The sequence below is a fragment of the Rhizobium sp. P2_G2 genome, from assembly GCF_056403555.1.
In genome coordinates, this window is sequence record NZ_JBFUFF010000003.1 from 181,341 (window position 1) to 207,708 (window position 26,368).

Sequence of the window (26,368 nt, forward strand, 5' to 3'; positions counted from 1 at the left end):
AAAATGGACGATATCGCTGCCAATTGTGCCGTAGCCCCCTCGCGCCGCGCCGGCGGCCGCGCCGCCCGTGTCGCGGCCCGCGCCGCACCGCTGGCCGAAAACCTGCGCCCCATCCGTCCCGGCCTGCCCGGCGGCCAGTACAAGCCGCTCACCGATGCCGGCGTCAAGCGCATCCACGAAGCCGCACTCGACGCGCTGGAGCAGATCGGCCTGTCGCAGGCGCCGCAATCCGGTATCGACATCATGACCAGAGCCGGCGCCATTCTCGGCGACGACGGCCGCCTGCGCTTTCCCCGCGCGCTGGTCGAAGACATGCTTGCCAAGGCCGCCCGCAACATCACGCTCTTCGGCCGTGATTCCAAATACGACATGGAGCTGAGCGGCACCCGCACCTATTTCGGCACCGCCGGCGCCGCCGTCCATATCGTCGACGTCGAGAAGCGCGAATATCGTGAATCCACCTCGCACGACCTGCTGGCCGCGTCAAAACTCGTCCATCACCTCGACAACATCCATTTCTTCCAGCGCGCCATGGTCTGCCGGGACGTTCCCGACAATCTGATGATGGACATGAACACGCTCTACGCCTGCTGCGCCGGCACCACCAAGCATGTCGGCACCAGCTTCTCCGATCCGGCCCATGTCACCGACGGTTTCGACATGCTGCACATGATCGCCGGCGGCGAGGACAAGTGGCGCGCCCGGCCCTTCGTGTCGAATTCCAATTGCTTCGTCGTGCCGCCGATGAAATTCGCCACCGAAAGCTGCATGACCATGGAGCACTGCATTCGCGAGGGCATGCCGATCCTGCTGCTCTCGGCTGGCCAGGCGGGTGCCACTGCACCGGCACCGCTGGCCACGGCCATCGTGCAGGCGGTGGCCGAATGCCTTGCCGGCGTGGTCTATGTCAATGCGATGTCGCCCGGACATCCGGCGATCTTCGGCACATGGCCATTCGTCTCCGACCTGCGCACCGGCGCCATGTCCGGCGGCTCCGGCGAACAGGGCCTGCTGACCGCCGGCTGCGCCCAGATGCATCATTATTACGACCTGCCGGGCGGCGCTGCCGGCGGCATGTCGGATTCCAAGCTGCCGGACATGCAGGCCGGCTGGGAACAGGGCATCCTCAACGTGCTCGCCGGCCTGTCCGGCCTCAACATGGTCTATGAATCGGTCGGCATGCATGCCTCTCTGCTCGGCTTCTGCCTCGAATCCCTGGTGCTCGGCGACGACCTGCTCGGCCAGGTGCAGCGCTGTGTGCGCGGCATCGATGTGACCGAAGATTCGGTCTCGATCGAAACCATGCGCTCGGTCTGCCTGGAAGGCCCCGGCCACTATCTCGGCCACGACCAGACGCTGGCGCTGATGCAGACGGAATATGTCTATCCCGCTGTCGCCAACCGTTCGAGCCCGAAGGAATGGGTCGAACTCGGCAAGCCGGACCTGATCCAGAAAGCCATTGAGCGCAAGAACCGCATCCTGCAGGACGCGGCCCCTTCGCTCATCGACCCGCTCGCCGACGCCGCCATCCGCAAGCGCTGGCAGATCTACTGCTGATCGCTATTTATCGAGCTCCGCAAAATATTTGGCGCCGGCCTCCGTCAGGAAAGGCCGCGCCTCTTTGAGCGGAATCTCGACCATATCGCCACCGCAGGCAAAACTGACATTCGGCAGATCGACCAGCGCCAGGATCATTTTGTCGTCCTTGAAATAGACGCCGAGATTGGTCTTGACGAGATCCGGGATGCCGCAATCGTCGTCCGTGTTCGTATCGCTCTTGCGGTGGTCGAGAACATATTGCGCGAGCTCGTCGTCCGGTCCCCAGGTCAGCGTGACCGGGTCCGCAGCCTTGGCAGCATCGACGATATTGCCGTCCACATCGCGTGCAACCCAGCCTTTGAGGAAATCCTTGGTGCCGAGCGTCTTGCCGGTTCTGGTGTCGATGAGCTGGTGGCTCTCGAAATTGTTGGGATGCGCACCACCGCAATATTGGCTGCCGCTCTCGGTAATCCCCATCAGCCGCGGCGTCAGATAATCGACGGTGACCTGCGCGCCGCCATCTTCGAAGCCACTCGTGCCCTCGCCGCCCGAGCCGGACCAGCCATAGCCGAGATAGGCCACCGAATAGCACCAGAACGCAGCCGACACCCACCGGAGCCGTTGGTTCGTCAACCCGCGGTCGAGTGCCGTGTGATCGGCATCGCCGAGCTTGGTGACTGTCGGAAAGTCCAAGCCGGTGCGGCTGTCGAGGTCCATGCGGTAGGCGCTGTCGCCGATGGTGACGACCTTGCCCTGCTTGTAGGGCCGATCGAGCTTGAGGAAATCATAGGGCAGGTCCTTCGCCGTCAGTATTTTATAGCTATCCTGCATCTCCGGACTGGAACTGGGGTCCAGCATATCGACGCTGCCGACATCGTCCGCCAGCGTCCGGACGCCGCGTTTCGCCAGCTTGACCGGCAGCGTTTTGCCGCTGTCCTTGTCCGTCCATGTGCCTTCGAGGCCATCGCCTGAATTGTCCGGCTTGAGCGACCATTCCGCCCCGATCGGCGCATTGTCGATCACGTCGCCATTTGCCTTCTTGCAGATCTTGTCCGTGCAGGGCTTCTCTTCCTCGATGGTCCAGCCGCCATCGGTGCTCGTCCCGTGCAGCGGAATGTCGATGCCCTTGATCATATAGGCATAGCGGCCGAAAAACGCGCCGCCTTTGCCGGGGACCTGCAGTTCGACGATGATGTTCGCTTTGCCGAGCGTTCCGGCATAGGTCACCACCTCWTCGGCGAAGGCGTTTGGGGTGCAGATGGTCAAGAGGAGGAAAGCGGTCAGGGAGGAAGGAAGCAGTCGCATGAAACACCTTGATTGATTGGCAGCGGTAGACAGCCGGCAGGACTGGTGCGTGACGTTTCCGCCAGCACTTAAATTCGAAAGCTGTCTCATCGCCGGCCTATTTGTCGAATTCCGCAAAATACCTGGCGCCGGCCTTCGTCAGGAACGGCCTGGCCTCCTTGATCGGCACGGACGAAAGATCGCCGCCGCAGAGAACGGTAACCGTCGGGAGATCGACGAGCGCGAAGATCAACTTGTCGCCCTTGAAATAGACGCCGAGATTGGTCTTCACCAGATCGGCGGTGGGGCAGTCCTTGTCCTTGCCCGCGCCGCTCTCGTTGCGGTGACCGAGCACATATTGCACGAGCTTTGCGTCCGGGGTCCAGGTCAGCGTGCTGGGGTCGTCAACCTTGGTGGGATCGACGAGATTGCCATCAAAATCTTTGGCGACCCAATCGTTGAGCAGATCCCAGGCATGTAGCAGTTTGCCGGTCCTTGCATCGAGAACAATATGGCTCGTGATGTCATCGTCATGGGCACCGCCACAATACCAGCGGCCGCTTTCGGTGATCCCCATCAGCCGCGGCGTCAAATAATCGACGACCACCCGGGCTGAGCCGTCTTCGAAACCATTTGTCCCCTCAGCATCAGAGTCGGTCCAGCCGTAACCCAGATAGGCGCTGGAATAGCAGCCGAAGGCGATTGACACCCACCGAAGCCGCTGATCCGTAAGGCTGCGATTGAGCATCGCCGGATTGACCTTGCCAAGCTTGACGACATCAGGGAAATCGAGCTCGACGCGATTGTCGAGATCCATGCGATAAGCACTGTCACCAATCACGAGCACCGTACCCTTTTTCAGCTTGTGGTCGAGCTTGAGGAAATCGTAGGGCAGATCCTCCGCCGTGGCGATGGTGGAGGTCTGGTCTAGCCCCGAGAAGGGCTCCAGCATGTCGAAGTCGGTGACGTCGTCCTCCAGCTCGCGCGTGTCTTCGCTGGACAGCTTGACCGGCAGCGATTTGCCGCTGTCCTTGTCCGTCCATGTTCCCACGAGAATATCGCCGGAACTGTCCGGCTTCAGCGACCACTCCGCCGCGATCGGCGCCTTGTCGAGAAAATCGCCACTCAGAGTCTTACAAAGCGCCTCGGTGCATGGCTTCTCCTCTTCGAGCACGAAGCCATCCTTCGCACGCGTCCCATGCAGTGGAATGTCTATGCCTTTGACCATGTAGGCATAGCGGCCGAGGAACGCGCCATCCTTGCCGGGCGCCTGCAACTCGACGATGATATTCGCCTTACCGAGGGTGCCGGCATAGGTCGTCAGTTGATCGGCGAAGGCACTTGGCATGCCGACCGTCAGGAGGAGGAAGGCGGTCAGGGCGGAAGGAAACAGTCGCATGAAACACCTTGGTTGATTTGCGCGGCAAACTTGGGTGCGTAACGTTCCCTCCCGCGTCTAAATTCGAACTCCGTGCGACCCGCCGGCCTATTTGTGGAATTCCGCAAAATACCTGGCACCCGCCTTCGTCAGGAAAGGCCCGATGTTCTTGATCGGTATCTCGGCCAGATCACCGCCGCAACCTATGGCCTCGGTCGGCGGGCCGACCAGTTCGAAGACGATCTTGTCGCCCCTGAAATAGACGTCGAGATTGGTCTTGACGGCATCCGGAAGGCCACAATCGTCGTCGGACCTCGTGTCGCTCTTGTTGCGGTGGTCGAGCACATATTGCGCGAGCTTGTCGCTCGGACCCCAGGTGGGCGCATATTGAGGGTCGAGCTTGGCTGGATCGACGATATTGCCGTCCGCGTCGCGGGCGACCCAATCGCGAAGCAGGTCCTTTGCATACGCCAGTTTGCCGGTCCTGACGTCGATAAATTCATGGGTCTTGATAGTGTCGGAATGCGCACTAGGCCAATGCAGGCCGTCGCTTTCAGTAATCCCCATCAGCCGCGGCGTGAGATAATCCACGGTCACCTGGAGCGAGCCGATATCGGGCTCATTCGTTCCCGTGCCCTCCGAGCCGTTCCAGCCGTAAGTCAGATAAACTTGGTCAGAGAGGCGGAACGCGTTCGACATCCATCGCAACCGCAGGTCCAACAGCCGGCGATTGAGCATCATAGGACCCACCTTGCCAAGCCTGATGACAACAGGGGAATCAACGTTGGCGCGACTGTCGAGGTCGATCCGATAAGCGCTGTCACCGATGACGACAACCTTGCCCTTCTTCGCGGGATGATCGAGCTTGAGGACGTCGTAGGGCAGATCCTTCGCTGTAATAGCGGTGGAGTCCTGCTGCATGGCGGGGCTGAAAGTGGGGTCCAGCATGTCAGCACTGCTGACCTCGTCCGGCAGCGATCGCACGCCTTTCTTGGAGAGCTTGACCGGCAGTGATTTGCCGCTCTCCTTGTCCGTCCAGATTCCTTCCAGCCCTTCCCCTGTACTGTCTGATTTGAGCGACCATTCCGCCCCGATCGGCGCGTCCTCGGTCAAATTGCCCGCAGCCATCCGGCAGTTCTTGTCCGTACAGGGCTTTTCCTCCTTCAGCGTCAGGCCGTCACCCGCTTTCATCCCATGCAGCGGAATGTCGAGGCCCTTGATCATGTAGGCATAACGGCCGAAAAACGCGCCGTCCTTATGCGCCGTTGTCAGCTCGACGACGATGGAGGTCTTGCCGAGCGTTCCGGCATAAGTCGTCGCCTCGTCGGCGAGGGCGTTTGCAGCGCAGATGGTCAAGAGGAAGAAAGCAGGCAGGGCGGACGGAAGCAGTCGCATGAAACACCTTGATTGATCGGCAGCAGCGTACAGTTGCCAAGACTAGGCCCATTACGTTTCCGCCCGCGTCTAAATTCGGAAGCTGTCCGGGAGCCGGCTTATTTGTCGAGTTCAGCGAAATACGCAGCCCCCGCCTCCGTCAGGAACGGTCTGGCATCCTTGATCGGTACTTTTGTCAGGATGGCGGCGCAGGTGGCCTCGTCAGAACCCAAATCGGTGAGGGCAAAGATCAAGTCGCTGCCCTTGAAGTAAACGCCGACATTGCCGTGCATGTATTCATTGCTGCGGCAATCGTCGGAGGCGCTCTCATCGCTGTCGCCGCCGGTCCCGGTGTAGCGGTGCTTATCGAGGTAATCCAGAAGCTTGTCGCCGGGTCCCCAGGTCAACTGACCCGGGCTTTTTGCCTTGGCAGGATCGACGATATTGCCGTTCGGATCGCGCGCCACCCAGTCGGCAAGCAAGTCCGTCGCTGTCACCAGCTTGCCGGTCTTGGCGTCGACAATGTAATGCCGGTCGAAAAAGTAGGGCTGCCCGCCGCCGCAGAACTGGCCGCCGCTCTCGGTGAATACCATGAGCCTCGATGTCAGATAATCGACGGAAACCTCCGCGGCGCCGTCATTATAGCCGGTGGTTCCTTCGCCGCGGTCGCCATTCCAACCATTGCCGAGATAGGCTTGTGACAGGCAGTCGAATGCGGTTTCTTCCCATTGCCGCCGTTCATCCAAAAGCCTGCGATCGAGCGCAGCCGGGTCCGTGATGCCGAGTTTCGTGACGGTCGGAAAGGCTAGGGCGGAGCGGCTGTCGAGATCCATTCGATAAGCGCTGTCGCCAACCTCGACGACCTTCCCCTTCTTCAGCGGACGATCAAGTTTCAGGAAGTCATAAGGCAGATCTTTCGGCGTGAGAACAGAAGACGTATCATCCTCGTCGATGCTGAAGACGTCACCGACCAGCTGAGAGTCTTTGTCCATCCTCAAAAGCGTGCGCGTGCCTTTCCTTACGAGCTTGACCGGAAACGTCTTGCCGCTGTCTTTCTCCGTCCAGCTGCCTTCAAATCCATCACCGCCGCCGGTCGGCTTCAGCGACCACTCCGCCCCGATCGGTCCTGGGTCGGCGAGATTGTTCGTCGCTGTGTTGCAGGTCTTCTGCGTGCACGGCTTTTCCTCTTTGATCGTCAAGATGCCTTTCGCATCCGTTCCATGCAGCGGAATATCGACACCCTTGCTCATGAAGGAATAACGACCGACAAAGGCGCCATCCTTGCCCGGCGCCTGCAGTTCGACAATGATGTGCACCTTGCCGAGCATGCCGGCATAGGTCGTCGCGCCGTCGGCGAAAGCGCTTGATGTGCAGATGATTACGAGGAGGAAAGCGGTCAGGGCGGAAGACAGCAGTCGCATGAAACACCTTGATTGACCGGCAGCAGCGGACAGTTGGCGAGCCCCATAACGTTTCCGCCCGCATCTAAACTCGGAAGCTGCCTGGCCGCCAAGCTATTTATCGAATTCGGTGAAATATGCCGCACCCGCTTTCGTCAGCAAAGGCCGGGCGTCCTTGACCGGCACCTTTGCCAGGATGGCGGCACAGTCGGTGTCCTCATAACGCATGTGAACGAGGGCGAAGATCAGGTCCTTGCCCTTGAAATAGACGCCGACATTGCCGTGCATGTTTTCATCCGTGCGGCAATCATCCGAAGCGCTGTCATTGGCATCGGCACCTTCCGGGCTCTCGTAGCGATTTTTATCCAGATAATCCAAAAGTTTGTCGCCCGGCCCCCAGGTCAACAGAGTCGGATCTGCCGCCTTGGCGGGATCGACGACATTGCCCTCTGAGTCCCGCGCCACCCAATCGGCAAGCAGGTCCTTCTCCGTCATCAGCTTTCCGGTCTTGGCATCGACAAGGTAGTGATCGTCGAAATGGTTGGGATGCGGACCGCCACAATCCTGGTCGCCGCTTTCAGTGAACCCCATGAGCCGCGGTGTCAGATAGTCGACAGCAACCTCGGCTCCATCCAAGCCGGTCGTTCCTTCGACGCCCATGCCGACCCAGCCGTTTCCGCGATAGGCTTTTGAGAGGCAGTCGAAAGCCACGTCCTGCCACCGTCGCCGCTGATCCAGAAGCCCGCGATCGAGTGCAGCCGGATCGGCCTTTCCAAGCCTGGTGACCGTTGGAAAGGAGAGACCGGAACGGCTGTCGAGGTCCATGCGATAGGCGCTGTCGCCGACCTTGACCACCTTGCCCTTCTTGAGCGGATGGTCAAGCTTGAGAAAATCGTACGGCAGATCCTTCGGTACCAGAAGCGCGGACATCTGATCCTCGCCGGCGTCAAAGAAGAGGTCGATCGAGGTCGGATCGAGGTCGGTGCCGGAAAGCGTGCGCGCACCTTTCTTCGCAAGCTTGATCGGCAGCGATTTGCCGCTGTCCTTGTCCGTCCAGGTGCCTTCAAATCCATCGCCGCTGCTGGTCGACTTCAGCGACCATTCCGCGCCGATCGGCGTCGTTTCAGGGAGCTTGTTGACCGACGTCCAGCAAATCTTGTCGGTGCACGGTTTTTCCTCTTCGATCGTGAAACTGCCTTTCGCATCCGTTCCATGCAGCGGAATATCGACGCCCTTGACCATGTAGGAATAGCGGCCGACAAAAGCGCCATCCTTGCCCGGCGCCTGAAGTTCGACGATGATATTCGCCTTGCCGATCGTGCCGGCATAGGTCGTCGCCTGATCGGCAAAGGCGGCTGAGCTCGACATGCCGAAAAGGGCGAAAGCGAGCAAGCCGGCAGGAAGCAGTCGCATGAAACACCTTGATTTGATAGAACCGCAGGCTCACGTGGGCTTGCGGCGTTGGACGGGATTCTTGGCGATATCAGTTTTACCACCGCTGGATGACATCACGTTTCAACCGGCATTTAAATTCACAGCCGGTCGGCCACGCGGTCGCGCCGCCATCGTCCTTCATGGAGTCCTAGGATCAGCCTAGATCGCGAAGCGCTTCAGCCGATCCTCGAGTTGCAGGATGGTCGGCGCGTCGGCATTCGCGAAAGCAAACCGGAGATAGTCCTGCTGCCCATCGCCGAAATAGACACCCGGCAGGCAGACGACACCGGCCTCGCGCGCCAGTTTTTCCGCCACGACTTCCGACGGCACGCCGGTGAAGGGATGCCGCACATAGGCGAAATAAGCGCCCAAGGCCTCGACCTTCCAGATCGGCAGCTTGGCCATCACCTGACGTAGTGCGGCGGCCCGGCCGACAATTTCCTGCCGGTTGGCCCGCCGCCAATCGGCCAGCGCCGGAATAGCCTTGGCGGCCGCGGCCTGCGCCGATCGCGGCGCGCAGATCTGCAGATTGTCCATCACCTTCGCCACCTGGTCGATCACGGCCGCTCCGGCCGTGATCGCGCCCAGCCTATGGCCGGGAATGCAATAGGATTTCGAGAAACTATAGGTCAGCGCCAGCCCGTCTTCCCAGCCGGGAATGGAGAGAAGCGCATGCGGCGGGTTCTGGCTCTCGTCGAGAAAATCGCGATAGGTCTCGTCGACGATCAGCCATGTACCGTTCTGCCGGCAGAGTGCAAAAATCTCCGACAGCAGATCGGACGGATAGACGGCGCCGGTCGGATTGTTCGGCGTCACCAGCACCAGCGCCTTGACGCCGGGTTTCAGCGCCGCCTTCATGGCCTCCATATCCGGCAGGAAGGAATTTTGGGGATCGCAGGCAACCGTCGTCACCTTGATCCCCAGCATGGCCAGCGTGGTTTCCTGGTTGAAATAGAAGGGATTGGTGACCGCCACCGTATCACCTGCCCCCGCCACTGCCATCGCCAGGCACATGAAGGCCTGGTTGGCGCCAGAGGTGATATGGATATTCGCCGCCGTCACCGGTGCCCGATAAAGCTCCGCCACATGCACCGCATAAGCCCGCCGCAGCACCTCCTCGCCCTCGATATCGCCATAACCGGTGAAATCCCGCGAACCGGCGGTCTCCGCCAGCCATGCCAGCATGTCGGGATGCGGCGCATAGCCGGGCACTGCCTGGCTCAGATTGATCAATCCGCCGCGCGACCCGCCATAGGCCTGCGCCCAGGCCAGCACCGACGGCACCGGCGGCGGCGAAAGCTTGGCGATGAGCGGATTGAATGCGGGCATGATCGACCTCCGGAATGGGCCGGAAAGCATCATATGGATGATTGGCCGGTTGGAACGGCTTTGACGGATGGAAAAGATGCCGTCAAGCGCAAGCCGCCAAGATGGTTCCCCGATTTAGATCGGTACCAATAAAAATCCCTCCCCTGTTCGGGGAGGGCGGCCCGGGCGACCGGGAGGAGCATGGATTTTTAAGTCGCCCTCAGGCCAGAAGGCTTGCCGGTCAGGCCACCGGCTTTCCGTCGGCGCCGAAGCGGTGCAGCTTGCCGTCGGCGGCCTTCACTGACACCGTATCGCCGGTATGGTATTTGGTCGTGCCGTTTTCACGCACCGTCATCGGCTCGTCGGAGCCGATGTCGAGATAAAGGAAGCTATCGGCGCCGAGCTTTTCCGTGTGGATCACCTTGCCGGTCCACTGGCCGCCGCTGGTGCCGACGATGTCGAGATGTTCCGGCCGGATGCCGACCGTGGTGCAATTGAACGGCGCCGAATTCTTGCCGGTCATCAGATTCATCTTCGGCGAGCCGATGAAGCCCGCGACGAACAACGACTGCGGATGCTCGTAGAGTTCCAGCGGCGAGCCGACCTGCTCGATCTTGCCGGCCGAGAGCACCACGATGCGGTCGGCAAGCGTCATCGCTTCCACCTGATCGTGGGTGACGTAGATCATGATCGCGCCCGGCATGGAATCGTGCAGCTTGGCGATCTCGATACGGGTGGCGACGCGCAATGCCGCGTCGAGGTTCGACAGCGGCTCGTCGAACAGGAAGACTTTTGGGTTGCGCACGATGGCGCGGCCGATGGCGACGCGCTGGCGCTGGCCGCCGGAGAGCGCCTTGGGCAGGCGTTCCAGATATTTGGTCAGCTGCAGGATCTCCGCCGCCCCGCGCACCCGCTTGTCAATCTCCTCCTTCGAGGCTTTGGCGATGCGCATGCCGAAGGCCATGTTGTCGTAAACGGTCATATGCGGATAGAGCGCATAGGACTGGAACACCATGGCGATGCCGCGCTTGGAAGGCGGCACATCGTTGACCTTGACGTCGTCGATGAACATGTCGCCCGAGGTGATTTCCTCGAGACCGGCAATCATCCGCAGAAGCGTGGACTTGCCGCAACCGGAGGGGCCGACAAAGACGACGAATTCGCCCTTCTGGACATTGAGATCGACCCCGTGGATGACGTTGATCGCACCGTAGGACTTATGGATATTCTTCAGAACAACCCCTGGCATGCTTCCCTCCTCCGTTATTATGCCCGCCGGGCGAAATAGGCGCCCCAGGCCGGCAGCTTGACGCTGTTATCTTGTCTTTCTGCTGTGAACCCGTGCCCTTCGAGCGCCTCCCAGGCACCATCGGGCAAGTTCGCGTGCGCCTCGCTCTCTGTCATGTTGAGCACGGCCAGCACGATTTCGTTGCCGAAGGTACGGCTGAAGGCCAGCACATGGTCATCGGCAGTGTGAAATGTGATGTCTCCCTTGGCAAAGGCCGGATGGCGTTTGCGGAAGGCGATGAAGGCGCGGTAGTGATTGAGCAGCGAGTTCGGATCGGCATTCTCGACGCTGACGGCACGTTCGAGATGCGCCGCCGGCACCGGCAGCCACGGCTTGACGTTGGAAAAGCCGCCGATCGACGTCGCGTTGGTCCAGACCATCGGCGTGCGGCAGCCATCGCGGCCCTTGAAATCCGGCCAGAACTGGATGCCATAGGGGTCGCGCAAGTCCTCATAAGCGAGTTCCGCCTCTTCGAGACCCAGTTCCTCCCCCTGGTACATGCAGACCGAGCCGCGCAGGCTCAAGAGCAGGCCGATCAGCAGCTTGCCATGCGCATCGCGGTTCTCGACGCCGAGGCTCCAGCGGGTGATATGGCGCATGACGTCATGGTTGGAAAAAGCCCAGCAGGCCCATCCATCAGGCGCATAGCGCTCGAACCGCTCCAGCACATTGCGCACCCGCGCCGGCGTCAGCGGATCGGCGGCGAGAAATTCGAAGGCATAGCACATCTGCACCTTGTCGCCGCCGGACGTATATTCGCCGACGATCTCCAGGCCGCGCTGCGCATCGCCCACTTCGCCGACAGAGGTGATTGCCGGGAATTCATCCAGCACCTTGCGGAAGCGTTTCAGGAATTCGAGGTTCTCCGGCCGGTTTTTGTCGTAGAGATGTTCCTGGTGATTGTAAGGATTGACTGACGGAGCAATGCTCGCATTGCGGCGGCTGATCTCGAGCGGCGGGTTGTCGCGCAGATCCTTGTCGTGGACATAGAAATTGATCGTGTCGAGGCGGAAGCCGTCGACGCCCTTTTCGAGCCAGAAGCGGGTGACGCCGAGCAGCGCGTCCTGCACCGCCGGGCAATGGAAGTTGAGGTCCGGCTGCGAGGTGAGGAAATTGTGCAGGTAATATTGCAGCCGGCGCGAATCCCACTGCCAGGATGAGCCACCGAAGATCGACATCCAGTTGTTGGGCGGCGTGCCGTCCGCCTTCGGGTCGGCCCAGACATACCAGTCGGCCTTGGCATTGTCGCGCGACGAGCGGCTTTCGGCGAACCAGGGATGCTGGTCCGACGTGTGCGACAGCACGAGATCGATGATCACCTTGATATCGAGGCGATGCGCCTCGGTTATCAATGAATCGAAATCCTCGATCTTGCCGAAGATCGGATCGATGTCGCAGTAGTTGGAGACGTCGTAGCCGAAATCCTTCATCGGCGAGGTGAAGAAAGGCGAAATCCAGATGGCGTCGGCGCCGAGCGAGGCGACATGCTCCAGCCGCGCGGTGATGCCTTCGAGGTCGCCGATCCCGTCATCGTTCGAATCCTGGAAGGAACGCGGGTAGATCTGATAGATCACCGCTCCGCGCCACCAGTCCTTGTCAACAGGGTTTTGAACGTCAGTCGCCATTTCATTCTCTTCTTGAACAGGGGGTGGGATGCCGGAGCCCGGCATCCCGATTGCAATCTCATCAGCCGCCCTTGACCGAACCGGCCAAGAGGCCGCGCACCAGGAAGCGCTGCAGCGTGAAGAACACCGACAGCGGTACGATGATGGTGATGAAGGCCGAGGCCGTCAGGATTTCCCAATTGCCGCCGCGCGAACCGAGCAGGTTGACGAGACGTCCGGTCAGAACCAGCGATTCATCGCCGGTGCCGAGGAAGACCATGGCGACCAGCAGGTCGTTCCACGTCCAGAGGAACTGGAAGATCGCGAACGAAGCCAGTGCCGGGAAGGACAGCGGCAGGATGATCTTGATGAAGATCTCGAAATCCGAGGCGCCATCGACGCGGGCGGATTCCATGATCTCCTTCGGCAAGCCGGCCATGTAGTTCCTGAGCAGGTAGATGGCGAGCGGCAGGCCGAAGCCGGTATGTGCCAGCCATATGCCGAGATAGGTCTTGGAGGGCACGCCGAAATAGCCGCTGACGCCGTTGTAGATCCTCAATAGCGGGATCAGCGACATCTGCAGCGGCACGACCAGCAAGCCGACAACGACCGCGATCAGCAGTGCCCGGCCGGGGAATTTCATCCAGGCCAAGGCATAGGCGGCAAACGCCGCCACCAGGATCGGAATGACCGTCGAGGGGACTGCCACCGTCAGCGAGTTGATGAAGGAGGCGCCGATGCCTTCCGACGTCAGCACTTGCTTATAGTTGTCGAAAGTGAAGCGCGGCGGGATTTTGGCCGTGTAGAAGATGCGCTGGCCGCGCGTCTCCTCCATCTTCTTGTCGGAGACGATCGAGAAATTACCGTCCTGCTGCAGCGTCAGCGTCGAACCGTCACGCAATGGCGTCGACTGGCCAGGCTTGAACTTGGCCGGTTCGGTGCTGGTTATGCCCCAGTCGCCGACCTGGCCGCCGCCCGAGAGCACATTGCCTGATATGACGAACTTGCCGTCCTTCTCGACCTGTGCCTCGGCGGTCGGGGCACGGAAGACGACGTTCTGGGTCGAGGTGGTCAGTGCCGTCCACCAGCCCGACGCGGCGATCTGGTTCTTGTCGCGGAACGAGGAGATCAGCAGGCCTGCGGTCGGCAATGTCCAGATGACCACGATCAGCAGCACGGAAAGGTGGACGACCCAGACCAGCGGTGATTTTTTCGTCGCATACATCAGCGTCCCTCCATTTCCTTGCGCGCGTTGCGGATGTTCCAGATCATGATCGGAATGACCAGGATCATGATGACGATGGCGATCGCAGCCCCTCGACCAAAGTCGCCGCCGCCGCGGAACATCCAGTCGAACATCAGGTTGGCGAGCACCTGGCTGTTCCATTGACCGTTGGTCATGGCGAGCACGATGTCGAACACCTTCAGCACCAGGATGGTGATCGTGGTCCAGACGACCGCGATCGTCCCCCAGATCTGCGGCACCATGATCTTGAAGAAGATCTGCATGCCGTTGGCGCCGTCGATGATCGCCGCCTCGATCGTCTCTTCGGGAATGCCGCGCAGCGCCGCCGACAGGATGACCATGGCAAAGCCGCTCTGGATCCAGATCAGGATGACCATCAGGAAGAAATTGTTCCAGAAAGGAATGGTCAGCCAGGCTTCCGGCTGGCCACCGAACCAGACGACGATGGCGTTGAGGATGCCAATCTGCGCCGCGCCGACATCACGGAAATCATAGACGAATTTCCAGATGACGGCGGCGCCGACGAAGGAAATCGCCATCGGCATGAAGACCAGCGATTTGGCGATATTACCCCACCAGATACGGTCGGTCAGAACCGCGATCACCAGGCCGAAGAAGGTGGCGGCGGCCGGCACGACCAGCAGCCAGAGGAAATTGTTGAGGATCGACTCACGGAACTGGTCATCGTGCAGCATCCAATTGTAATTGAAGAAGCCGACGAAGTGCTGTCCGCTCTTGTCCATGAAGGACAGCCGGATGGAATCGAACACCGGATAGACGAGATAGAGCGTCAGCGCGATCAGCGCCGGGCCGAGAAACAGCCACGGCCGGATCATCGAGGCCGTGCGCATGTTGCGCGCCGCCTTGGCCGTATCGCCGCCCTTGGCTGGCAGGATCGCGTCGAGAATGATGTTGCTGCCGTAGAAATATCCGGCGCAACCGAGCACGCCGATCGCCATAGTGACGACCGCATAGAGTAGCTGCTCCATGGTTTATCCCCTCCCCGGTAAAACGATGAGCGTCATTATTATGGTTTGTTCCGCCTCGTCGGTTGAGATGGCGCCGGCAAGGTACACTCATTCCAAAGGTGGCGGGGACCGGAAGCCGGCCCCCGCCATCCCGATTACTTCAGCGCGTCCCAGGCCTTCTGGATCGAGGCTGCGACATCGTCGGCCGACTTGCCGCCGACATAGTCGACCATGCCGGTCCAGAAGGCGCCGGCGCCAATCTTGCCGGGCATCTGGTCCGAACCGTCGAAGCGGAAGGTGGTGGCGGTGGTCAGAATCTCGCCCATCTTCTTGGACTGCGCATCGGCATAGGCATCCGGGTTGACGCCCTTGAACGGCGTCAGGAAGCTCTTCTGCGCCATCCAGACTTCATGCGCGATCGGCGTTTCCAGCCAGGCGATGAAAGCCTTGGCAGCCGGCGAATCCTTGGTGATCGTCACCAGCGTACCGGCGCCGAGCACCGGACGGCCGAGATCAGACTTCGAGGCATAGGGCGGCATGTAGAAGAAGTCGGCATCTTGGCCCATCTTCGTGCCTTCCGGGAAGAAGGACGGGATGAACGAGGCCTGATGGTGCAGGTAGCACTTCGGCGGCGAGGTAAAGAGACCCTTCGGGCTGTCGCGGAAGTCGGTGGCGGCCACGGCGGCCACCCCGCCATCGACGAACTTGTCGTTCTTGGCGAACCAGCCGAATTCGTTGATCGCGGCGATCACGGCCGGGTCGGTAAACTTGACCTTGTTGGTGACCCACCCGTCGTAGACGTCGGGCTTCTGCGTGCGCAGCATCAGGTCTTCGATCCAGTCGGTGGCCGGCCAGCCGGTGGCGCCGCCCGAGCCGAGGCCGATGCACCAGGGCTTCTTGCCCTGCGAGGCGATCTTTTCGGTCAGAGCCTTGAGCTCTTCCATGGTCTTCGGCACTTCATAGCCGGCGTCGTCGAAATTTTCCGGCGAATACCAGACCAGCGACTTCACGTCGGACTTGTAGGAGAAGCCGTAGAAATGCGACTTGCCATCCTTGCCGGGATAAGTGCCGAGATCGACCCAGGACTGGCCGGCGGCATAATTGTCCTTCATCCATTTGGCGGTGTCGTCGCCGAGATCGGTGAGAAAGCCCTTGGCGGCAAGGTCGGCCAGCAGGCCCGGTTGCGGCAGGATGGCGATATTCGGCGGGCTGCCGGCCTGCGTGTCGATGACGATCTGCTGCTCGTAGTTTTCAGAAGAAGAATAGTTCACGGTGACGCCGGTGGCGTCTTCGAAATAGGCGAGCATCGACTTCGCGAGCGTCTCGTCTTCGCCGCGCCAGGGTCCGAAAATGGTCAGCGTCTGGCCCTTGAGGTCGCCATGCGCCTTCTTGAACGCGTCATAGCTGGCCCAGTTGAACTGCTTGCCCTCGCCCGGCTTGAACTTGAGGTCGGCGGCGTGCGACGCGCCGGCCATCAGCGCGAATGCGGCAACGCTCAGCAATAGAGTTTTCTTCATCCGATAATCCTCCCTTGGATATGGAATGCGTTATGACCACCCGCGCGGGACGGACGGCCTTTCAAAAGCAGCTTTCGGATTGGGCTTTCAATTAATCCGTCTCCCCGATTTGAAAGCGCTTTAAATAAATAGAACGTCTTTGCGTGTAAAAAGTCAAGAGTGGAAGCGCGAAAATTCGCGGAGAATTTGCCTATTGAGCACCGAACAACCCGAATATCTTACCTTTTCAATCGATTAGCATCATTAACGATTTTTTCGAGATTACAGCCGTGAACGTGCACCGCAATCGTCATTCGACGTGCTTAAAAAAACAATTGATGGCGCTTTCAAAAAAGTCGGACTTATTCTATACTCCTGCTATTGGGAGAAGGCAGCCAGGGCCGAGCGGGAGATCGGCATCAGGTCGTTGCGACAACTGCCGGAGGAGGATTGATCCGCCTATGAACCTGAAAGAATTCGCAAAATCGATCGGCATGAGCCAGACGACCGTGAGCCGGGCAATATCCGGCTATCCGGAGGTCAAGTCCGAGACGCGCCAGCGGATTTTGAAACTCGCGCAGGAACTCGGCTATCACCCCAATCGCTCGGCGGCGGGTTTGGCGACCGGCCGGGCCGGCGCGGTGGGCATCGTGCTGCGCGAGAGCCATGGCTTTGACCCAAACACGACAGAATTCATGGCCGGCCTCGGCAGCCGGCTCGAAACGCGCCAGGTCGATATCCTGATCACCGTCGTCGAGGACAAGGAGGGCGAACTCTCCGCCTACCAGCGGCTCGCCGCCTCCAAGCGCGTCGATGCCGTCATCCTGCATACGCCGAAGATCGACGACGAACGCATGGCCTTCCTCAACAAGCTCAACATGCCGTTCGTGCTGCATGGCCGCGGCAGCGAGGATGGCAATTTCCCCTGGCTCGACATCGACAATCTCGGCGCCATCTACCGCGCCACCGGCTATCTGCTCGACATCGGCCACCGCCGCATCGGCGTCATCAACGGCGAACGCGGCGACGTCTTTGCCGAGCACCGCGAACAGGGCTATCGCAAGGCGCTGAAGGAACACGGCATTGCCTTCCGCGACGAACTGATCACCAACGGCGCCTTCATCGACGATGTCGGCTACCGCTCGATGCAGGATTTTCTGAGCCTGCCCGATCCTCCCACTGCCGTGCTTGCCGGCTCGATGATGACCGCACTCGGCGTCATGCGCGCCGTCCGCTCCGCCGGGCTACAGCTCGGCCGCGACGTCTCGCTCATCGCCCATGACGACGTCTTCAACTACATCAACGCCGACAACATGGTGCCGACCGTTTCGACCACCCGCTCATCGATCCGGGAAGCGGGGATCAGGATCGGCGACATCCTGTTGCAGATGCTGGCGGGACGGGATGTGTCGAACCACAGCGAGGTCTGGCCGGTGGAACTGGTATTGAGAGAGTCGACGGCGCCGCCGATGGGATGAGAAAGGCATTCCAATTTAAATTGGACGCGCTTTCACTTTAATTTGGACGGAAATCTACGGTCGGCTTTGGAAAGGACTCTGCCTTCGCATTTTAGGAAGCAGGCGACGAATGCAGCGTAGATTGTTGGTGCACAATTGCCAGCGGACCTGTGCGCTGTCATCTGGTGTCGGCCGCTTTATAGACTTCCGAACGCTCCCGTTTGCCGACGGCGATGACAAGCACGACCACCTCAGTGTCGCGAACCTCGTAGACGAGCCGATAGCCGCTGCTGCGCAGCTTGATCTTGTAACGATCCTTGCTGCCATGCAGCTTCGCCGCGGGGATGCGCGGTGTCGTCAGTCGTTCAACAAGCTTCTTCTTAAACTGAGAGCGAGTATTCGGGTCGAGTTTGCGCCATTCTTTCTCTGCTTCCACCAGGAACTTGAGCTTAAAGCTCATCGACGCTGACCTCGATCTCCTTCTGGCCCTTGCGGGCATCGGCGATCGCATTCAGCTCGATATCCTCGAGGCGATCCATCAACGCTTCAAACGCCTTGGCCGGCACACAATAGAAAGCCGGCTCGTTGCGATTGAGAATGGCGACCGGAAAGCCTTCGCCAGCTGCGACAGTGCCCATCGGATTGCGTTTCAATTCAGAAACACTGGCCGTGACTTCTGCGAGGATCGTATGTGGCATAATGGTCTCCATGGCTTAGCACTTTAAATAGCACTCGTCACAGGTCTGTTCAAGCATCGCTCGATGCAAAGGAGCGGCTGGGAAAGGACATTGTCCGTGGCTGGGTTCGGCCCCTCCCTTTTGATCGTTGCCGATGACACGGTCTACAGCCTCATGGAGCCGCTCAGCCCGCGTCGATTATGGTAGCGGTTTCTGTGGTTTCTACGAACGCGAGGGCAAGCCGTTGTTTTTGCTCCGAGAGCCGAATTGCGCTTCCGGATAACCGGCAAGATCACACATTTTCAGGGCATCATTTCACACGGCGAGCAGTCCCCCACCACCCTTACTTGAGCCGAGTGGGCAAGTGCCGAGTAGCTTGGTAAAGATTGCTGGGGTCATCGACCCCTTGCTGATCGTGTTGCATTCAGATCAGGCTGGGGCGGAGCCGTCGAGTCGCCCTCCGAAAGCTTGCACGGAAAGAGAATCGGCTCGCCATTGTCCGGCAGCGTTCTCGTGCCGAGAAGAATTTCGACTGCAGTGGCGGCGATGTCCGGAATCGGTTGCCTGACCGTCGTCAGACGTGGCGTCGTCATTTTCGATAGCGGGATTCCGTCGAAGCCCATGATGGAAAGAGCGGCGGGCACCGGAATTCCGAGATCGTGGGCGGCCCGCATGCAGCCGATGGCCTGCTGGTCCGAGCTTGTGAATATCGCGGTCGGCCGTTCATCCCGCGCGCGGGCCAGGAGATAATTGCCTGCTATGCGCCCACTCTCATAATCGAAAGTCGCTTCCGCAACCATCGGCGACAGGGGCAAGTGGTGGGCGCCGGAAAACTGCTCGATGGCATCGAGATAGCCGGAGAGGCGGTCATTGGCCGGCGTGGACCCTGACGGTCCGGATATGAAGCCGATACGGCGATGCCCGAGCGTCAACAGATGTTCGACGCCCAGTCTCGCCCCATGACGATGATCCGATGCCACCCCGGGATAGGCCGACATGAGGCGATCGACCACCACGATCGGCAGGCCTTTCGGCGGTTTGACCGCGTGAAAACCATTGCTGGGGACGAGGATGATCCCGTCCACCTTTCGGCCGGCAAGCTGCGCCAGCCGATCGGCTTCCTTGGCGACGTCGTCGAAGGAGGTCATGAAGATCACGTTATGGCCGTGATCCGTGGCCGCCTGCTCTGCGGATTGCACCAGTTCGGAGAAAAACGGGTTAGTCAGATCGGGTATGACAATGCCAATCAGGCGACTAACCTTGCTGCGCATGCTCCGGGCCAGCGGGTCCGGCATGTAGCCGAGTGTTTCTATCACCTGCTTTACGCGCGCCCGGACCTCTTCGGTAACCGAGGGGTGACCATTCAAGACCCTCGAAACAGTCCCGGTCGCAACCCCAGCACGCTCCGCGACTTCCCTGATTCCAACTTTCCGCATGGACGAAGCGAGTTCCATTCCTATTCGGCTGCAATGGCGAGCCAGGCCCGGCGCGGCTTGCGACTTTCGAAGCGCAGCACCGCTCCGAACGCAGGAACCGTTACGATCTGCAGCGCGGGATCGCAAACGAATTCATATCGCCTGTCGCTCAATGAAGCAATGGAAACGATTCACGGAAAGGTGCGTGAGCGTCATGTAAATCGCGCGTCAAGGTCGATTTTCATGTAAATTTGCCGTCTTGACAAGGGTATCCCGCATTGTTACCCAAAGCGCGTTGGAAACGGTTCATCAACGAATAGCTGGGGAGGACTCGGCTGGGAACCGTTCTTGGGAGGATAAAATGGCGAATTCCACGCAGTCTAAATCCGATTCCGTCAATGCTGGCCGCCGCCGCGCATTGAAAATGGGCATAGCCGGTTCGGTCGGCCTGATCCTGGCAGCAACTTCGTTCGCTTCCCCCGTTTTCGCAGGAAGCAAGCCGAAGGTCGGCCTGATCATGAAATCCTTGTCGAACGAGTTCTTCAAGCAGATGAAGGCCGGTGCCGATGACTATGCGGCAAAGAACACCGACAAGTTCGACTTCAAGGCTGTCGGCATGAAGGATGAACGCGATTTTGCCTCACAGGTCGATGCCGTCGAAAATTTCGTCACGCAGAAATATGACGTCATCGTCGTCGCGCCCGCCGACTCCAAGGCAATGGCAACGCCGCTCGCCAAGGCCGTGAAGGCCGGCGTCAAGGTCATCAACATCGACGTGCCGCTCGATGCCGATGCGAAAAAGGCAGCGGGAATCGACCTCGCCTTCTTCGGCCCTGATAACCGCGAGGGCGCACGGCTTGCCGGCGATGCGCTTGCGAAGGATCTGGGACCGGGCGCCAAAGTCGTGATCCTTGAAGGCAATCCGGAAGCCGACAATGCCAAGGAGCGCAAGGAAGGCTTCGAGGACGCCATCAAGGCCGGCAAGCTCCAGCTTCTCGACAGCAAGACCGCGCATTGGGAAACCGAGGAAGCCAACACCCTCATGACCAATTTCCTGACCAAGTACCAGGATATTCAAGGCGTGATGGCGGCCAACGATTCCATGGCGCTGGGCGTCGTCAAGGCGCTTGACGCAAGCGGCCAGAGCGGCAAGATCAAGGTCATCGGTTTCGACAACATTCCCCCGGTGCAGCCGCTGATCAAGGGCGGCAAAATGTATGCCACCGTCGAACAATACGGTGCTAAGATGGCCGTGATCGGCATCGACTACGGCCTGCGGGAACTCGCCGGCGAAAAATTCACCGGCTGGGTGAAGACCGATATCAAGCTCATCACCGCCAAGGACTTGCAGTAAAGCAACAGCGAGCTTTGACAGGGCGACACGCCGGCCTTTTGGCCGGCGTGTTGGACCTTGATGGCATCTTGTCGTCGATCGAATTATGATCGGCGTCCTGCCGGTGTTGCCATCGGCAGCGAGTTAACATTTCCCCCATTGGAAGACGCGTGAGGCTGATTTGTCGGACCTGCCGGATGACCACATTTTGAAGCTGGAGGGGATCGGAAAGCGTTTTCCGGGCGTTGTGGCGCTTAACAACGTCTCCATCGATTTTCGCCGCGGCAAGGGACACGTCCTGCTGGGCGAGAACGGCGCCGGAAAATCGACCCTGATCAATCTCCTGGGCGGCGTCTTCAAGCCCGACGAAGGCCAGCTCTGGTTCGACGGCAAGCCTTACAGCCCCGCCTCGCCGCATGCAGCCTTCAAGGCAGGAATCCGCATCGTCCATCAGGAACTGCATCCACTGTCCAATCTGACGGTCGCGGAAAACCTGCTGTTCGAACATCTGCCGCGCCGCTTCGGCCTGGTCGATTACACGAAAATGAACCGGCGGGCCGAAGAACTCCTGTCCGAGGTCGGCCTGGACATAGCGCCCACGACCCCGGCCAGCCGCCTGAGCGTCGCGCAGCTCCAGCTCCTCGAAATTGCAAAGGCGCTCTGCTACGAGAGCAAATTCCTCGTCCTGGACGAGCCGACCGCGACCTTGACGTCGCACGAGGTCGACCGGCTGTTTGCGATCCTCAAACGGCTGAGAAACCGCGGGGTGACGACCCTCTACATCTCCCATCGGCTCGAAGAAGTCTTTGAAGTCGGCGACGACGTAACCGTGTTGCGTGACGGCCAGCGCGTCACCACCCGCCCGCTGGCAGGCCTGACCGTTCCCGAGATCGTCGAGCTGATGGTTGGGCGGACGATTTCAAACCACGGAGTTTTCCGGGACGACAGCCCGGTGCATGGCGAAGCGCTTGGCGTCTCTGGCCTGCAAGTGACGCGCAACAGCCCGCAGCTTTCCTTCTCGGTCGGCCATGGCGAAATCGTCGGCATAGCCGGCCTGGTCGGCAGCGGGCGAACCGAAGTGGTCCGGGCGATCTTCGGCGCCGATGTCAAACATGCCGGTGAAATTCGCGTCAACGGTCAGCCGGTGACGATCAACTCGGCCAAGGATGCCGTGGCCGCCGGCCTTTGCCTCGCCACAGAGGATCGCAAGACGCAGGGCCTGCTCCTGGATCTGAGCTGCGCGCACAACATGACCATTGCCGATCTGAAAAAGATCTCCCGCAACGGCTTGATCGCGCGCAAAGCCGAGCAGCAGCATTCCGAACGCCTCGTGCGGGAATTGCGGGTAAAGACCCCGTCGATCCACCAGGCCGTCAGAACCTTTTCCGGCGGCAACCAGCAGAAAGTCGTGATCGCCAAATGGCTGTTCCGCGGCCCGAATGTGCTGATTTTCGATGAGCCGACCCGCGGCATCGATGTCGGCGCCAAGGCCGAGATCTATGAGCTTCTGTGGAAGCTCGCCGCCGACGGCAAGGGAATTCTGATGGTGTCATCCGACCTGCCGGAACTCATGGGCATTTGCCATCGCGTCATCGTCCTGTCGGATGGCAAGATAGCCGGGGAAGTGCCGCGCCAACAGTTTGAAGAGAGCCGGATTCTCTCGCTCGCCTACAAGGAGTACAGCCGTGTCAGAGAACGCTGAAAATTCAATCGGGGCGAAAGAGAACCATCTCTGGAACACCATCCTCAGGATTTCGATGCGCGAAGCGGGCGTGGCGATCGCCTTTGTCCTGATCCTGTTGTTTTTCTCGGCGACAGCACCCTATTTCGCCACGCCGGAAAATTTCCTCAAGATCTTCGTCCAGATCGCCATCAACACGGTCCTGGCTTCGGGAATGACCTTCGTCATCCTCACGGGCGGCATCGATCTTTCCGTCGGTTCGCTGCTGGCGCTCTGCACGGTTGTCGGCGCGACGATCATGATCGATCCGCGGTTCTCTCCCTGGCAGGCCATCGTGCTGGCCACGCTTGCCTCGATGGGCACCGGCGCTGTTCTCGGGGCCATCAATGGCTGGGTCTGCGAGAAGTGGAAGCTGCCCTCGTTCATCGTCACCCTCGGCATGCTCAATGTCGCAAGCGGCCTGGCGCGCGTGGTCAGCGATAATTCGACCATCACCGGCCTGCCGCAGCCCTTCGTCGATTTCGGCAATCTGATCTTCTGGGGCGTGTTCCCGTCGATCTTCCTGATCGCCATCGTCGTCGTCCTCGTCGGCTGGTTCGTGCTGCGCTACACGGTGTTCGGACGCTTCGTCTTTGCCATCGGCACGAATGAGGAGGCCGTGCGGCTCTCCGGACATAATCCCAGAAAATACAAGATCGCGGTTTTCACCATCTCCGGCCTGACCGCCGGCATCGCCGCCATGGTCTACCTGCTACGTCTCAATGTCGGCAGCCCTGTCGCGGGCATTGGCTACGAGCTGAATGCGATCGCCGCGGTCATCATCGGCGGCACGAGCCTGTCCGGCGGCAAAGGTTCGATCATCGGCACCCTGGTCGGCGCCTGCATCCTGCAGGTTCTGTCCACCGGCCTGCAGCTGCTCGGCGCCGACGACAATGTCAAACCGATCGTCATCGGCGCGGTTATTGTCCTCGCGGTCATTGTCGACACGTATCGAGGCAGGCTGTTGCGGATATTGGAAACGCGCTGACGCGGGTGAGTAGGCGGAATGGGCGGCCGATTGCTGCCTGCTTCTGCTCACTGTAAGCAAGAAGGTAAGGGTAGGAAGCCGCTGGAGCGCGCGCCGAGACCGCGACGCGCATTAACTGAGACGGGATGCGTCGAACCAGAGCGAAGTCTGGCCGGCGGAACTGGTGCGCAAGGAGTCGATAGCGTCGCCGGTGGGGTGAAGGGTTCAGCATCAATGTTCTTATAAAGGGTCCGTCCGATGACACCCGTTTCCACATAGGCGGCCGGATGACTTTTTTGGCGTAGCAGTCTTCGCAAACGAAGATACTGTCGACTCACGGACTCGCCGCGCACCGTCCGCAGACTTACAACGTTCAGGTCCAGCGGCGCATATCGCGCTCCAGTCTTTGTCCGACATCGCCAGCGATCTTTTTCTTCATCACTCTCCAAAAATTTCGAGCAACCCCGGCTCCATGCCGTGGCGACGGCACGCATCAGCCCCTTCGAAATATCCTATCTATTTTATACGGTAAACTTGACACCCTATCTATTTTGTACTATATTCCTTTCATCGTCACGATTGACTTCTGGTTTTCGACCGCAGGCAACATGAAGATCGTGACGATTAGCGGTCGAAACCATCAACCAAAAACAGGAGCTACTAAATGCACGATGCTGACCCTTTCTCCGCCGACCGCAGGGTCTGCGGAGCAAATCACTTCCTGGAATAGTGATGTTACCTGAGAAGGTTCCCGGCGGTGCGTTCGGAATGCTTCTCCTAGCGGCGGTCAACCGCCTGCGGGACGATGCATATGGCGCAAAGATCGCGAAACTTCTGGACGATAACGGAAGGCAAGCTCCAACCCCGAGAGTGTATCAGAACCTGTCGCAGTTGGAAGATGCTGGCTTTCTAACATCGCAAACGAAAACCGATGGTGGGCCCCGTGTCCGCGGTATGCCTGCAAGAGTGTACACTCTTACAGACTCTGCCGAAGCCATCATGCGGTTCTTTGCGGAGCGGGATCGGCGATGAGAGTCGCAGGCACAACAGAAGGAAGTCATCATGACTCCAGAAGAAGTGCCAAAACAAAAAGATGCCCGCCTTCCGGGGCTGGCTAGGTGGATGGTCAAACATTCACTGCGAACGAAAGTTCGTGAAGAAGGGCTCGCTGCCTTTGAAGACGAATTTGCTGAGAGGGTTGCCACGACTGATGTGTCAGAGGCACGCTCGTGGGCATACCGCGTCGCATGGGAAAGCCTGCATTGGGCTTACAAGCCGACGATCGAAATTGGAATGTATATTCTAACGATCTTGAGTGTTATATTGGCGGTGATATCGATCTTGTGACAGCGGCGCGGTCTGATCCCCTCCTCCTCCTTCAAAAAGCCACTAGCAATTAGCTAGTGGCTTTTTTGCTGAGTCGGTCTCAAAGATAGACTTGCAGTCACGACAGCGTTCGTCGCCTACGGCGGTCGGCGCATGTATAGTTGTCTTGGTATCTCCCGGCCTTCCACGAAGGAGCCGAGTCCTCCCTCACGGCCACTCGTAATACCCTGACGACAGCGGCACCGCCGTCCCGGCCGCACCCACCGCCAGCGCGCGGTATTTCGCCGGCGAAACACCTGTCTTGCGCTTGAAGAAATGGCTGAAATTCGCCGGGTCGCGAAAGCCAAGACTGTCCGAAATTTCCTGCACGCTGCGCGCCGCCCGTTCCAGCCGCAGCTTCGCCTCCTGCACCAGCCGGTCATGCACCAGTTCGATCGGCGGTCGCTTCAGTGTGCGTTGGCAGATGGCGTGCAACCGGTCGGGGCTGATGCCGAGTTCGAGAGCATAATCGGTGATTGACCAGTGCTGGCGGAAATTCGCCTCCACCGATTGCCGGAAGCGCTGAAGGATCGAGCCGGTGCCGGTCGCCGACGTCGCAGCACGTTCGCCAGCCCCGGAGAGCCGCCACGCCGCCATGAGGATCAGCCGCGCATAGGCGCCGGCCACCATACGTGAGGCGCGCCCCTCCTGGTGCAGTTCGGAAATAAAGCCCTGGAACAGCGGCGCGATCTCCGTGCGCTGTCCGCTCTCCAACCGGTCGGTGATCGAGAAGCCGCTGGAAAACAATCTGAGCGACGGTGACTCCGCGTGGTCGCCGATCGCCTCGCCGATGATCTCCGGCGACACGCCGATCAGGTGCCCATGCGCGCCTGCGGCAATCGCCAGGCTCTCGCCTTCCGACGGCGGGAAAAGCACGAGCGCCGGCCCGTGGACCACGGTTGGGCTGTCGCCCCGCGCGATCGTCATCGCACCGGCAGCGAGGAAGACGGCGTGGTGAAACCAGCGCTGCGGTGCCCGCCCGATGCGGATCACCCGCTGCGAGATCGCCGGCTCGAACGTTTCGCCGCGCGCATCGTGATGGATCGCCGTGTCATTGTGCATCTTCAATGTCCGCCGTGGAAAATCAGCTTCAATCTACCCGGAATTTCACAAGT

General features: G+C 60.0%; 22 protein-coding genes. 7 read left to right on the forward strand and 15 right to left on the reverse strand.

The genetic code is table 11. The features are described 5' to 3' along the window. Positions 1–12 precede the first annotated feature (12 nt). Positions 13–1,557, forward strand: coding sequence for a trimethylamine methyltransferase family protein (locus tag AC1D06_RS04500; RefSeq protein WP_477985365.1), 1,545 nt, complete (start codon positions 13–15; stop codon positions 1,555–1,557). A gap of 3 nt (positions 1,558–1,560) precedes the next feature. On the opposite strand, the gene AC1D06_RS04505 is transcribed toward AC1D06_RS04500, so the two are convergent. The 11 genes from AC1D06_RS04505 to AC1D06_RS04555 all read right to left on the reverse strand — a co-directional run bounded on the left by AC1D06_RS04505 (position 1,561) and on the right by AC1D06_RS04555 (position 16,340). Further along, positions 1,561–2,844, reverse strand: a complete 1,284-nt coding sequence (locus AC1D06_RS04505) for a hypothetical protein (protein WP_477985292.1) — start codon at positions 2,842–2,844, stop codon at positions 1,561–1,563. A 97-nt stretch (positions 2,845–2,941) separates the two neighbouring features. Next, positions 2,942–4,222, reverse strand: a complete 1,281-nt coding sequence (locus tag AC1D06_RS04510; protein ID WP_477883949.1) for a hypothetical protein — start codon at positions 4,220–4,222, stop codon at positions 2,942–2,944. An 87-nt stretch (positions 4,223–4,309) separates the two neighbouring features. Continuing rightward, positions 4,310–5,596 carry a hypothetical protein gene (locus tag AC1D06_RS04515; protein ID WP_477883951.1) on the reverse strand — a complete coding sequence of 429 codons (1,287 nt, stop codon included), beginning with the start codon at positions 5,594–5,596 and terminating at the stop codon, positions 4,310–4,312. A gap of 98 nt (positions 5,597–5,694) precedes the next feature. Then, positions 5,695–6,996, reverse strand: a complete 1,302-nt coding sequence (locus tag AC1D06_RS04520) for a hypothetical protein (protein WP_477985294.1) — start codon at positions 6,994–6,996, stop codon at positions 5,695–5,697. A gap of 93 nt (positions 6,997–7,089) precedes the next feature. Beyond that, positions 7,090–8,388: a hypothetical protein gene (locus tag AC1D06_RS04525; protein ID WP_477883955.1), complete on the reverse strand. Its 1,299-nt coding sequence runs from the start codon at positions 8,386–8,388 to the stop codon at positions 7,090–7,092. Positions 8,389–8,568: 180 nt separating this feature from the next. Beyond that, complete coding sequence (locus AC1D06_RS04530) at positions 8,569–9,738, reverse strand: aminotransferase (protein ID WP_477985296.1); 1,170 nt, start codon at positions 9,736–9,738, stop codon at positions 8,569–8,571. Between the two features lie 220 nt (positions 9,739–9,958). Then, positions 9,959–10,966 (reverse strand): ABC transporter ATP-binding protein, encoded by a 1,008-nt coding sequence (locus AC1D06_RS04535; RefSeq protein WP_477883956.1) that lies wholly within the window; start codon positions 10,964–10,966, stop codon positions 9,959–9,961. A gap of 17 nt (positions 10,967–10,983) precedes the next feature. Then, a complete protein-coding gene (bglA, locus tag AC1D06_RS04540; protein WP_477883958.1) occupies positions 10,984–12,630 on the reverse strand; it encodes a beta-galactosidase BglA in 1,647 nt (548 codons plus the stop codon). Between the two features lie 61 nt (positions 12,631–12,691). Continuing rightward, positions 12,692–13,834: a carbohydrate ABC transporter permease gene (locus AC1D06_RS04545; protein ID WP_477883960.1), complete on the reverse strand. Its 1,143-nt coding sequence runs from the start codon at positions 13,832–13,834 to the stop codon at positions 12,692–12,694. Continuing rightward, positions 13,834–14,844: a carbohydrate ABC transporter permease gene (locus AC1D06_RS04550; protein ID WP_477883962.1), complete on the reverse strand. Its 1,011-nt coding sequence runs from the start codon at positions 14,842–14,844 to the stop codon at positions 13,834–13,836. Before AC1D06_RS04550 ends, AC1D06_RS04545 begins: the two co-directional genes overlap by 1 nt. A gap of 134 nt (positions 14,845–14,978) precedes the next feature. Next, positions 14,979–16,340: an ABC transporter substrate-binding protein gene (locus tag AC1D06_RS04555; protein WP_477883964.1), complete on the reverse strand. Its 1,362-nt coding sequence runs from the start codon at positions 16,338–16,340 to the stop codon at positions 14,979–14,981. Between the two features lie 440 nt (positions 16,341–16,780). Here AC1D06_RS04555 and AC1D06_RS04560 point away from each other — a divergent pair, with 440 nt between their 5' ends. Next, positions 16,781–17,797 carry a LacI family DNA-binding transcriptional regulator gene (locus AC1D06_RS04560; RefSeq protein WP_477883966.1) on the forward strand — a complete coding sequence of 339 codons (1,017 nt, stop codon included), beginning with the start codon at positions 16,781–16,783 and terminating at the stop codon, positions 17,795–17,797. Between the two features lie 157 nt (positions 17,798–17,954). Here AC1D06_RS04560 and AC1D06_RS04565 read toward each other — a convergent pair whose 3' ends face one another. The 3 genes from AC1D06_RS04565 to AC1D06_RS04575 form a co-directional block, all read right to left on the reverse strand. After that, on the reverse strand, positions 17,955–18,236 hold the full coding sequence (locus AC1D06_RS04565) for a type II toxin-antitoxin system RelE family toxin (protein ID WP_477985298.1): 282 nt from the start codon (positions 18,234–18,236) through the stop codon (positions 17,955–17,957). Then, entirely contained in the window at positions 18,226–18,474 is a 249-nt protein-coding gene (locus AC1D06_RS04570) for a type II toxin-antitoxin system Phd/YefM family antitoxin (RefSeq protein WP_477883444.1), read from the reverse strand. The genes AC1D06_RS04565 and AC1D06_RS04570 overlap by 11 nt, the downstream gene beginning before the upstream one ends. Before the next feature lie 374 nt (positions 18,475–18,848). After that, entirely contained in the window at positions 18,849–19,889 is a 1,041-nt protein-coding gene (locus AC1D06_RS04575) for a LacI family DNA-binding transcriptional regulator (RefSeq protein WP_477985300.1), read from the reverse strand. Positions 19,890–20,229: 340 nt separating this feature from the next. On the opposite strand from AC1D06_RS04575, the gene AC1D06_RS04580 reads away from it, so the two are divergent. The 5 genes from AC1D06_RS04580 to AC1D06_RS04600 all read left to right on the forward strand — a co-directional run bounded on the left by AC1D06_RS04580 (position 20,230) and on the right by AC1D06_RS04600 (position 25,235). Further along, positions 20,230–21,222 carry a substrate-binding domain-containing protein gene (locus AC1D06_RS04580; RefSeq protein ID WP_477985302.1) on the forward strand — a complete coding sequence of 331 codons (993 nt, stop codon included), beginning with the start codon at positions 20,230–20,232 and terminating at the stop codon, positions 21,220–21,222. A 160-nt stretch (positions 21,223–21,382) separates the two neighbouring features. After that, the gene (locus AC1D06_RS04585) at positions 21,383–22,903 is read left to right on the forward strand and encodes a sugar ABC transporter ATP-binding protein (protein WP_477985304.1); all 1,521 of its coding nucleotides are present in this window, start codon (positions 21,383–21,385) and stop codon (positions 22,901–22,903) included. Next, the gene (locus AC1D06_RS04590; RefSeq protein WP_477985306.1) at positions 22,887–23,909 is read left to right on the forward strand and encodes an ABC transporter permease; all 1,023 of its coding nucleotides are present in this window, start codon (positions 22,887–22,889) and stop codon (positions 23,907–23,909) included. The genes AC1D06_RS04585 and AC1D06_RS04590 overlap by 17 nt, the downstream gene beginning before the upstream one ends. Positions 23,910–24,656: 747 nt before the next feature. Then, positions 24,657–24,920 carry a PadR family transcriptional regulator gene (locus AC1D06_RS04595; RefSeq protein ID WP_477985366.1) on the forward strand — a complete coding sequence of 88 codons (264 nt, stop codon included), beginning with the start codon at positions 24,657–24,659 and terminating at the stop codon, positions 24,918–24,920. A 30-nt stretch (positions 24,921–24,950) separates the two neighbouring features. Further along, positions 24,951–25,235, forward strand: a complete 285-nt coding sequence (locus AC1D06_RS04600; protein ID WP_477985308.1) for a hypothetical protein — start codon at positions 24,951–24,953, stop codon at positions 25,233–25,235. A 186-nt stretch (positions 25,236–25,421) separates the two neighbouring features. Here AC1D06_RS04600 and AC1D06_RS04605 read toward each other — a convergent pair whose 3' ends face one another. Continuing rightward, positions 25,422–26,315, reverse strand: coding sequence for a helix-turn-helix domain-containing protein (locus AC1D06_RS04605; protein WP_477985310.1), 894 nt, complete (start codon positions 26,313–26,315; stop codon positions 25,422–25,424). Between the last annotated feature and the right edge of the window lie 53 nt (positions 26,316–26,368).

What these genes read in the sequence shown, in the direction of transcription:
- AC1D06_RS04510 (WP_477883949.1), bottom strand. Translation starts at nt 4,222, where the DNA reads ATGCGACTGTTTCCTTCCGCCCTGACCGCCTTCCTCCTCCTGACGGTC.
- AC1D06_RS04515 (WP_477883951.1), bottom strand. Translation starts at nt 5,596, where the DNA reads ATGCGACTGCTTCCGTCCGCCCTGCCTGCTTTCTTCCTCTTGACCATC.
- AC1D06_RS04520 (WP_477985294.1), bottom strand. Translation starts at nt 6,996, where the DNA reads ATGCGACTGCTGTCTTCCGCCCTGACCGCTTTCCTCCTCGTAATCATC.
- AC1D06_RS04525 (WP_477883955.1), bottom strand. Translation starts at nt 8,388, where the DNA reads ATGCGACTGCTTCCTGCCGGCTTGCTCGCTTTCGCCCTTTTCGGCATG.
- AC1D06_RS04530 (WP_477985296.1), bottom strand. Translation starts at nt 9,738, where the DNA reads ATGCCCGCATTCAATCCGCTCATCGCCAAGCTTTCGCCGCCGCCGGTG.
- AC1D06_RS04535 (WP_477883956.1), bottom strand. Translation starts at nt 10,966, where the DNA reads ATGCCAGGGGTTGTTCTGAAGAATATCCATAAGTCCTACGGTGCGATC.
- bglA (WP_477883958.1), bottom strand. Translation starts at nt 12,630, where the DNA reads ATGGCGACTGACGTTCAAAACCCTGTTGACAAGGACTGGTGGCGCGGA.
- AC1D06_RS04545 (WP_477883960.1), bottom strand. Translation starts at nt 13,834, where the DNA reads ATGTATGCGACGAAAAAATCACCGCTGGTCTGGGTCGTCCACCTTTCC.
- AC1D06_RS04550 (WP_477883962.1), bottom strand. Translation starts at nt 14,844, where the DNA reads ATGGAGCAGCTACTCTATGCGGTCGTCACTATGGCGATCGGCGTGCTC.
- AC1D06_RS04555 (WP_477883964.1), bottom strand. Translation starts at nt 16,340, where the DNA reads ATGAAGAAAACTCTATTGCTGAGCGTTGCCGCATTCGCGCTGATGGCC.
- AC1D06_RS04560 (WP_477883966.1), top strand. Translation starts at nt 16,781, where the DNA reads ATGAACCTGAAAGAATTCGCAAAATCGATCGGCATGAGCCAGACGACC.
- AC1D06_RS04565 (WP_477985298.1), bottom strand. Translation starts at nt 18,236, where the DNA reads ATGAGCTTTAAGCTCAAGTTCCTGGTGGAAGCAGAGAAAGAATGGCGC.
- AC1D06_RS04570 (WP_477883444.1), bottom strand. Translation starts at nt 18,474, where the DNA reads ATGCCACATACGATCCTCGCAGAAGTCACGGCCAGTGTTTCTGAATTG.
- AC1D06_RS04575 (WP_477985300.1), bottom strand. Translation starts at nt 19,889, where the DNA reads ATGCGGAAAGTTGGAATCAGGGAAGTCGCGGAGCGTGCTGGGGTTGCG.
- AC1D06_RS04580 (WP_477985302.1), top strand. Translation starts at nt 20,230, where the DNA reads ATGGCGAATTCCACGCAGTCTAAATCCGATTCCGTCAATGCTGGCCGC.
- AC1D06_RS04595 (WP_477985366.1), top strand. Translation starts at nt 24,657, where the DNA reads ATGCTTCTCCTAGCGGCGGTCAACCGCCTGCGGGACGATGCATATGGC.
- AC1D06_RS04600 (WP_477985308.1), top strand. Translation starts at nt 24,951, where the DNA reads ATGACTCCAGAAGAAGTGCCAAAACAAAAAGATGCCCGCCTTCCGGGG.
- AC1D06_RS04605 (WP_477985310.1), bottom strand. Translation starts at nt 26,315, where the DNA reads ATGCACAATGACACGGCGATCCATCACGATGCGCGCGGCGAAACGTTC.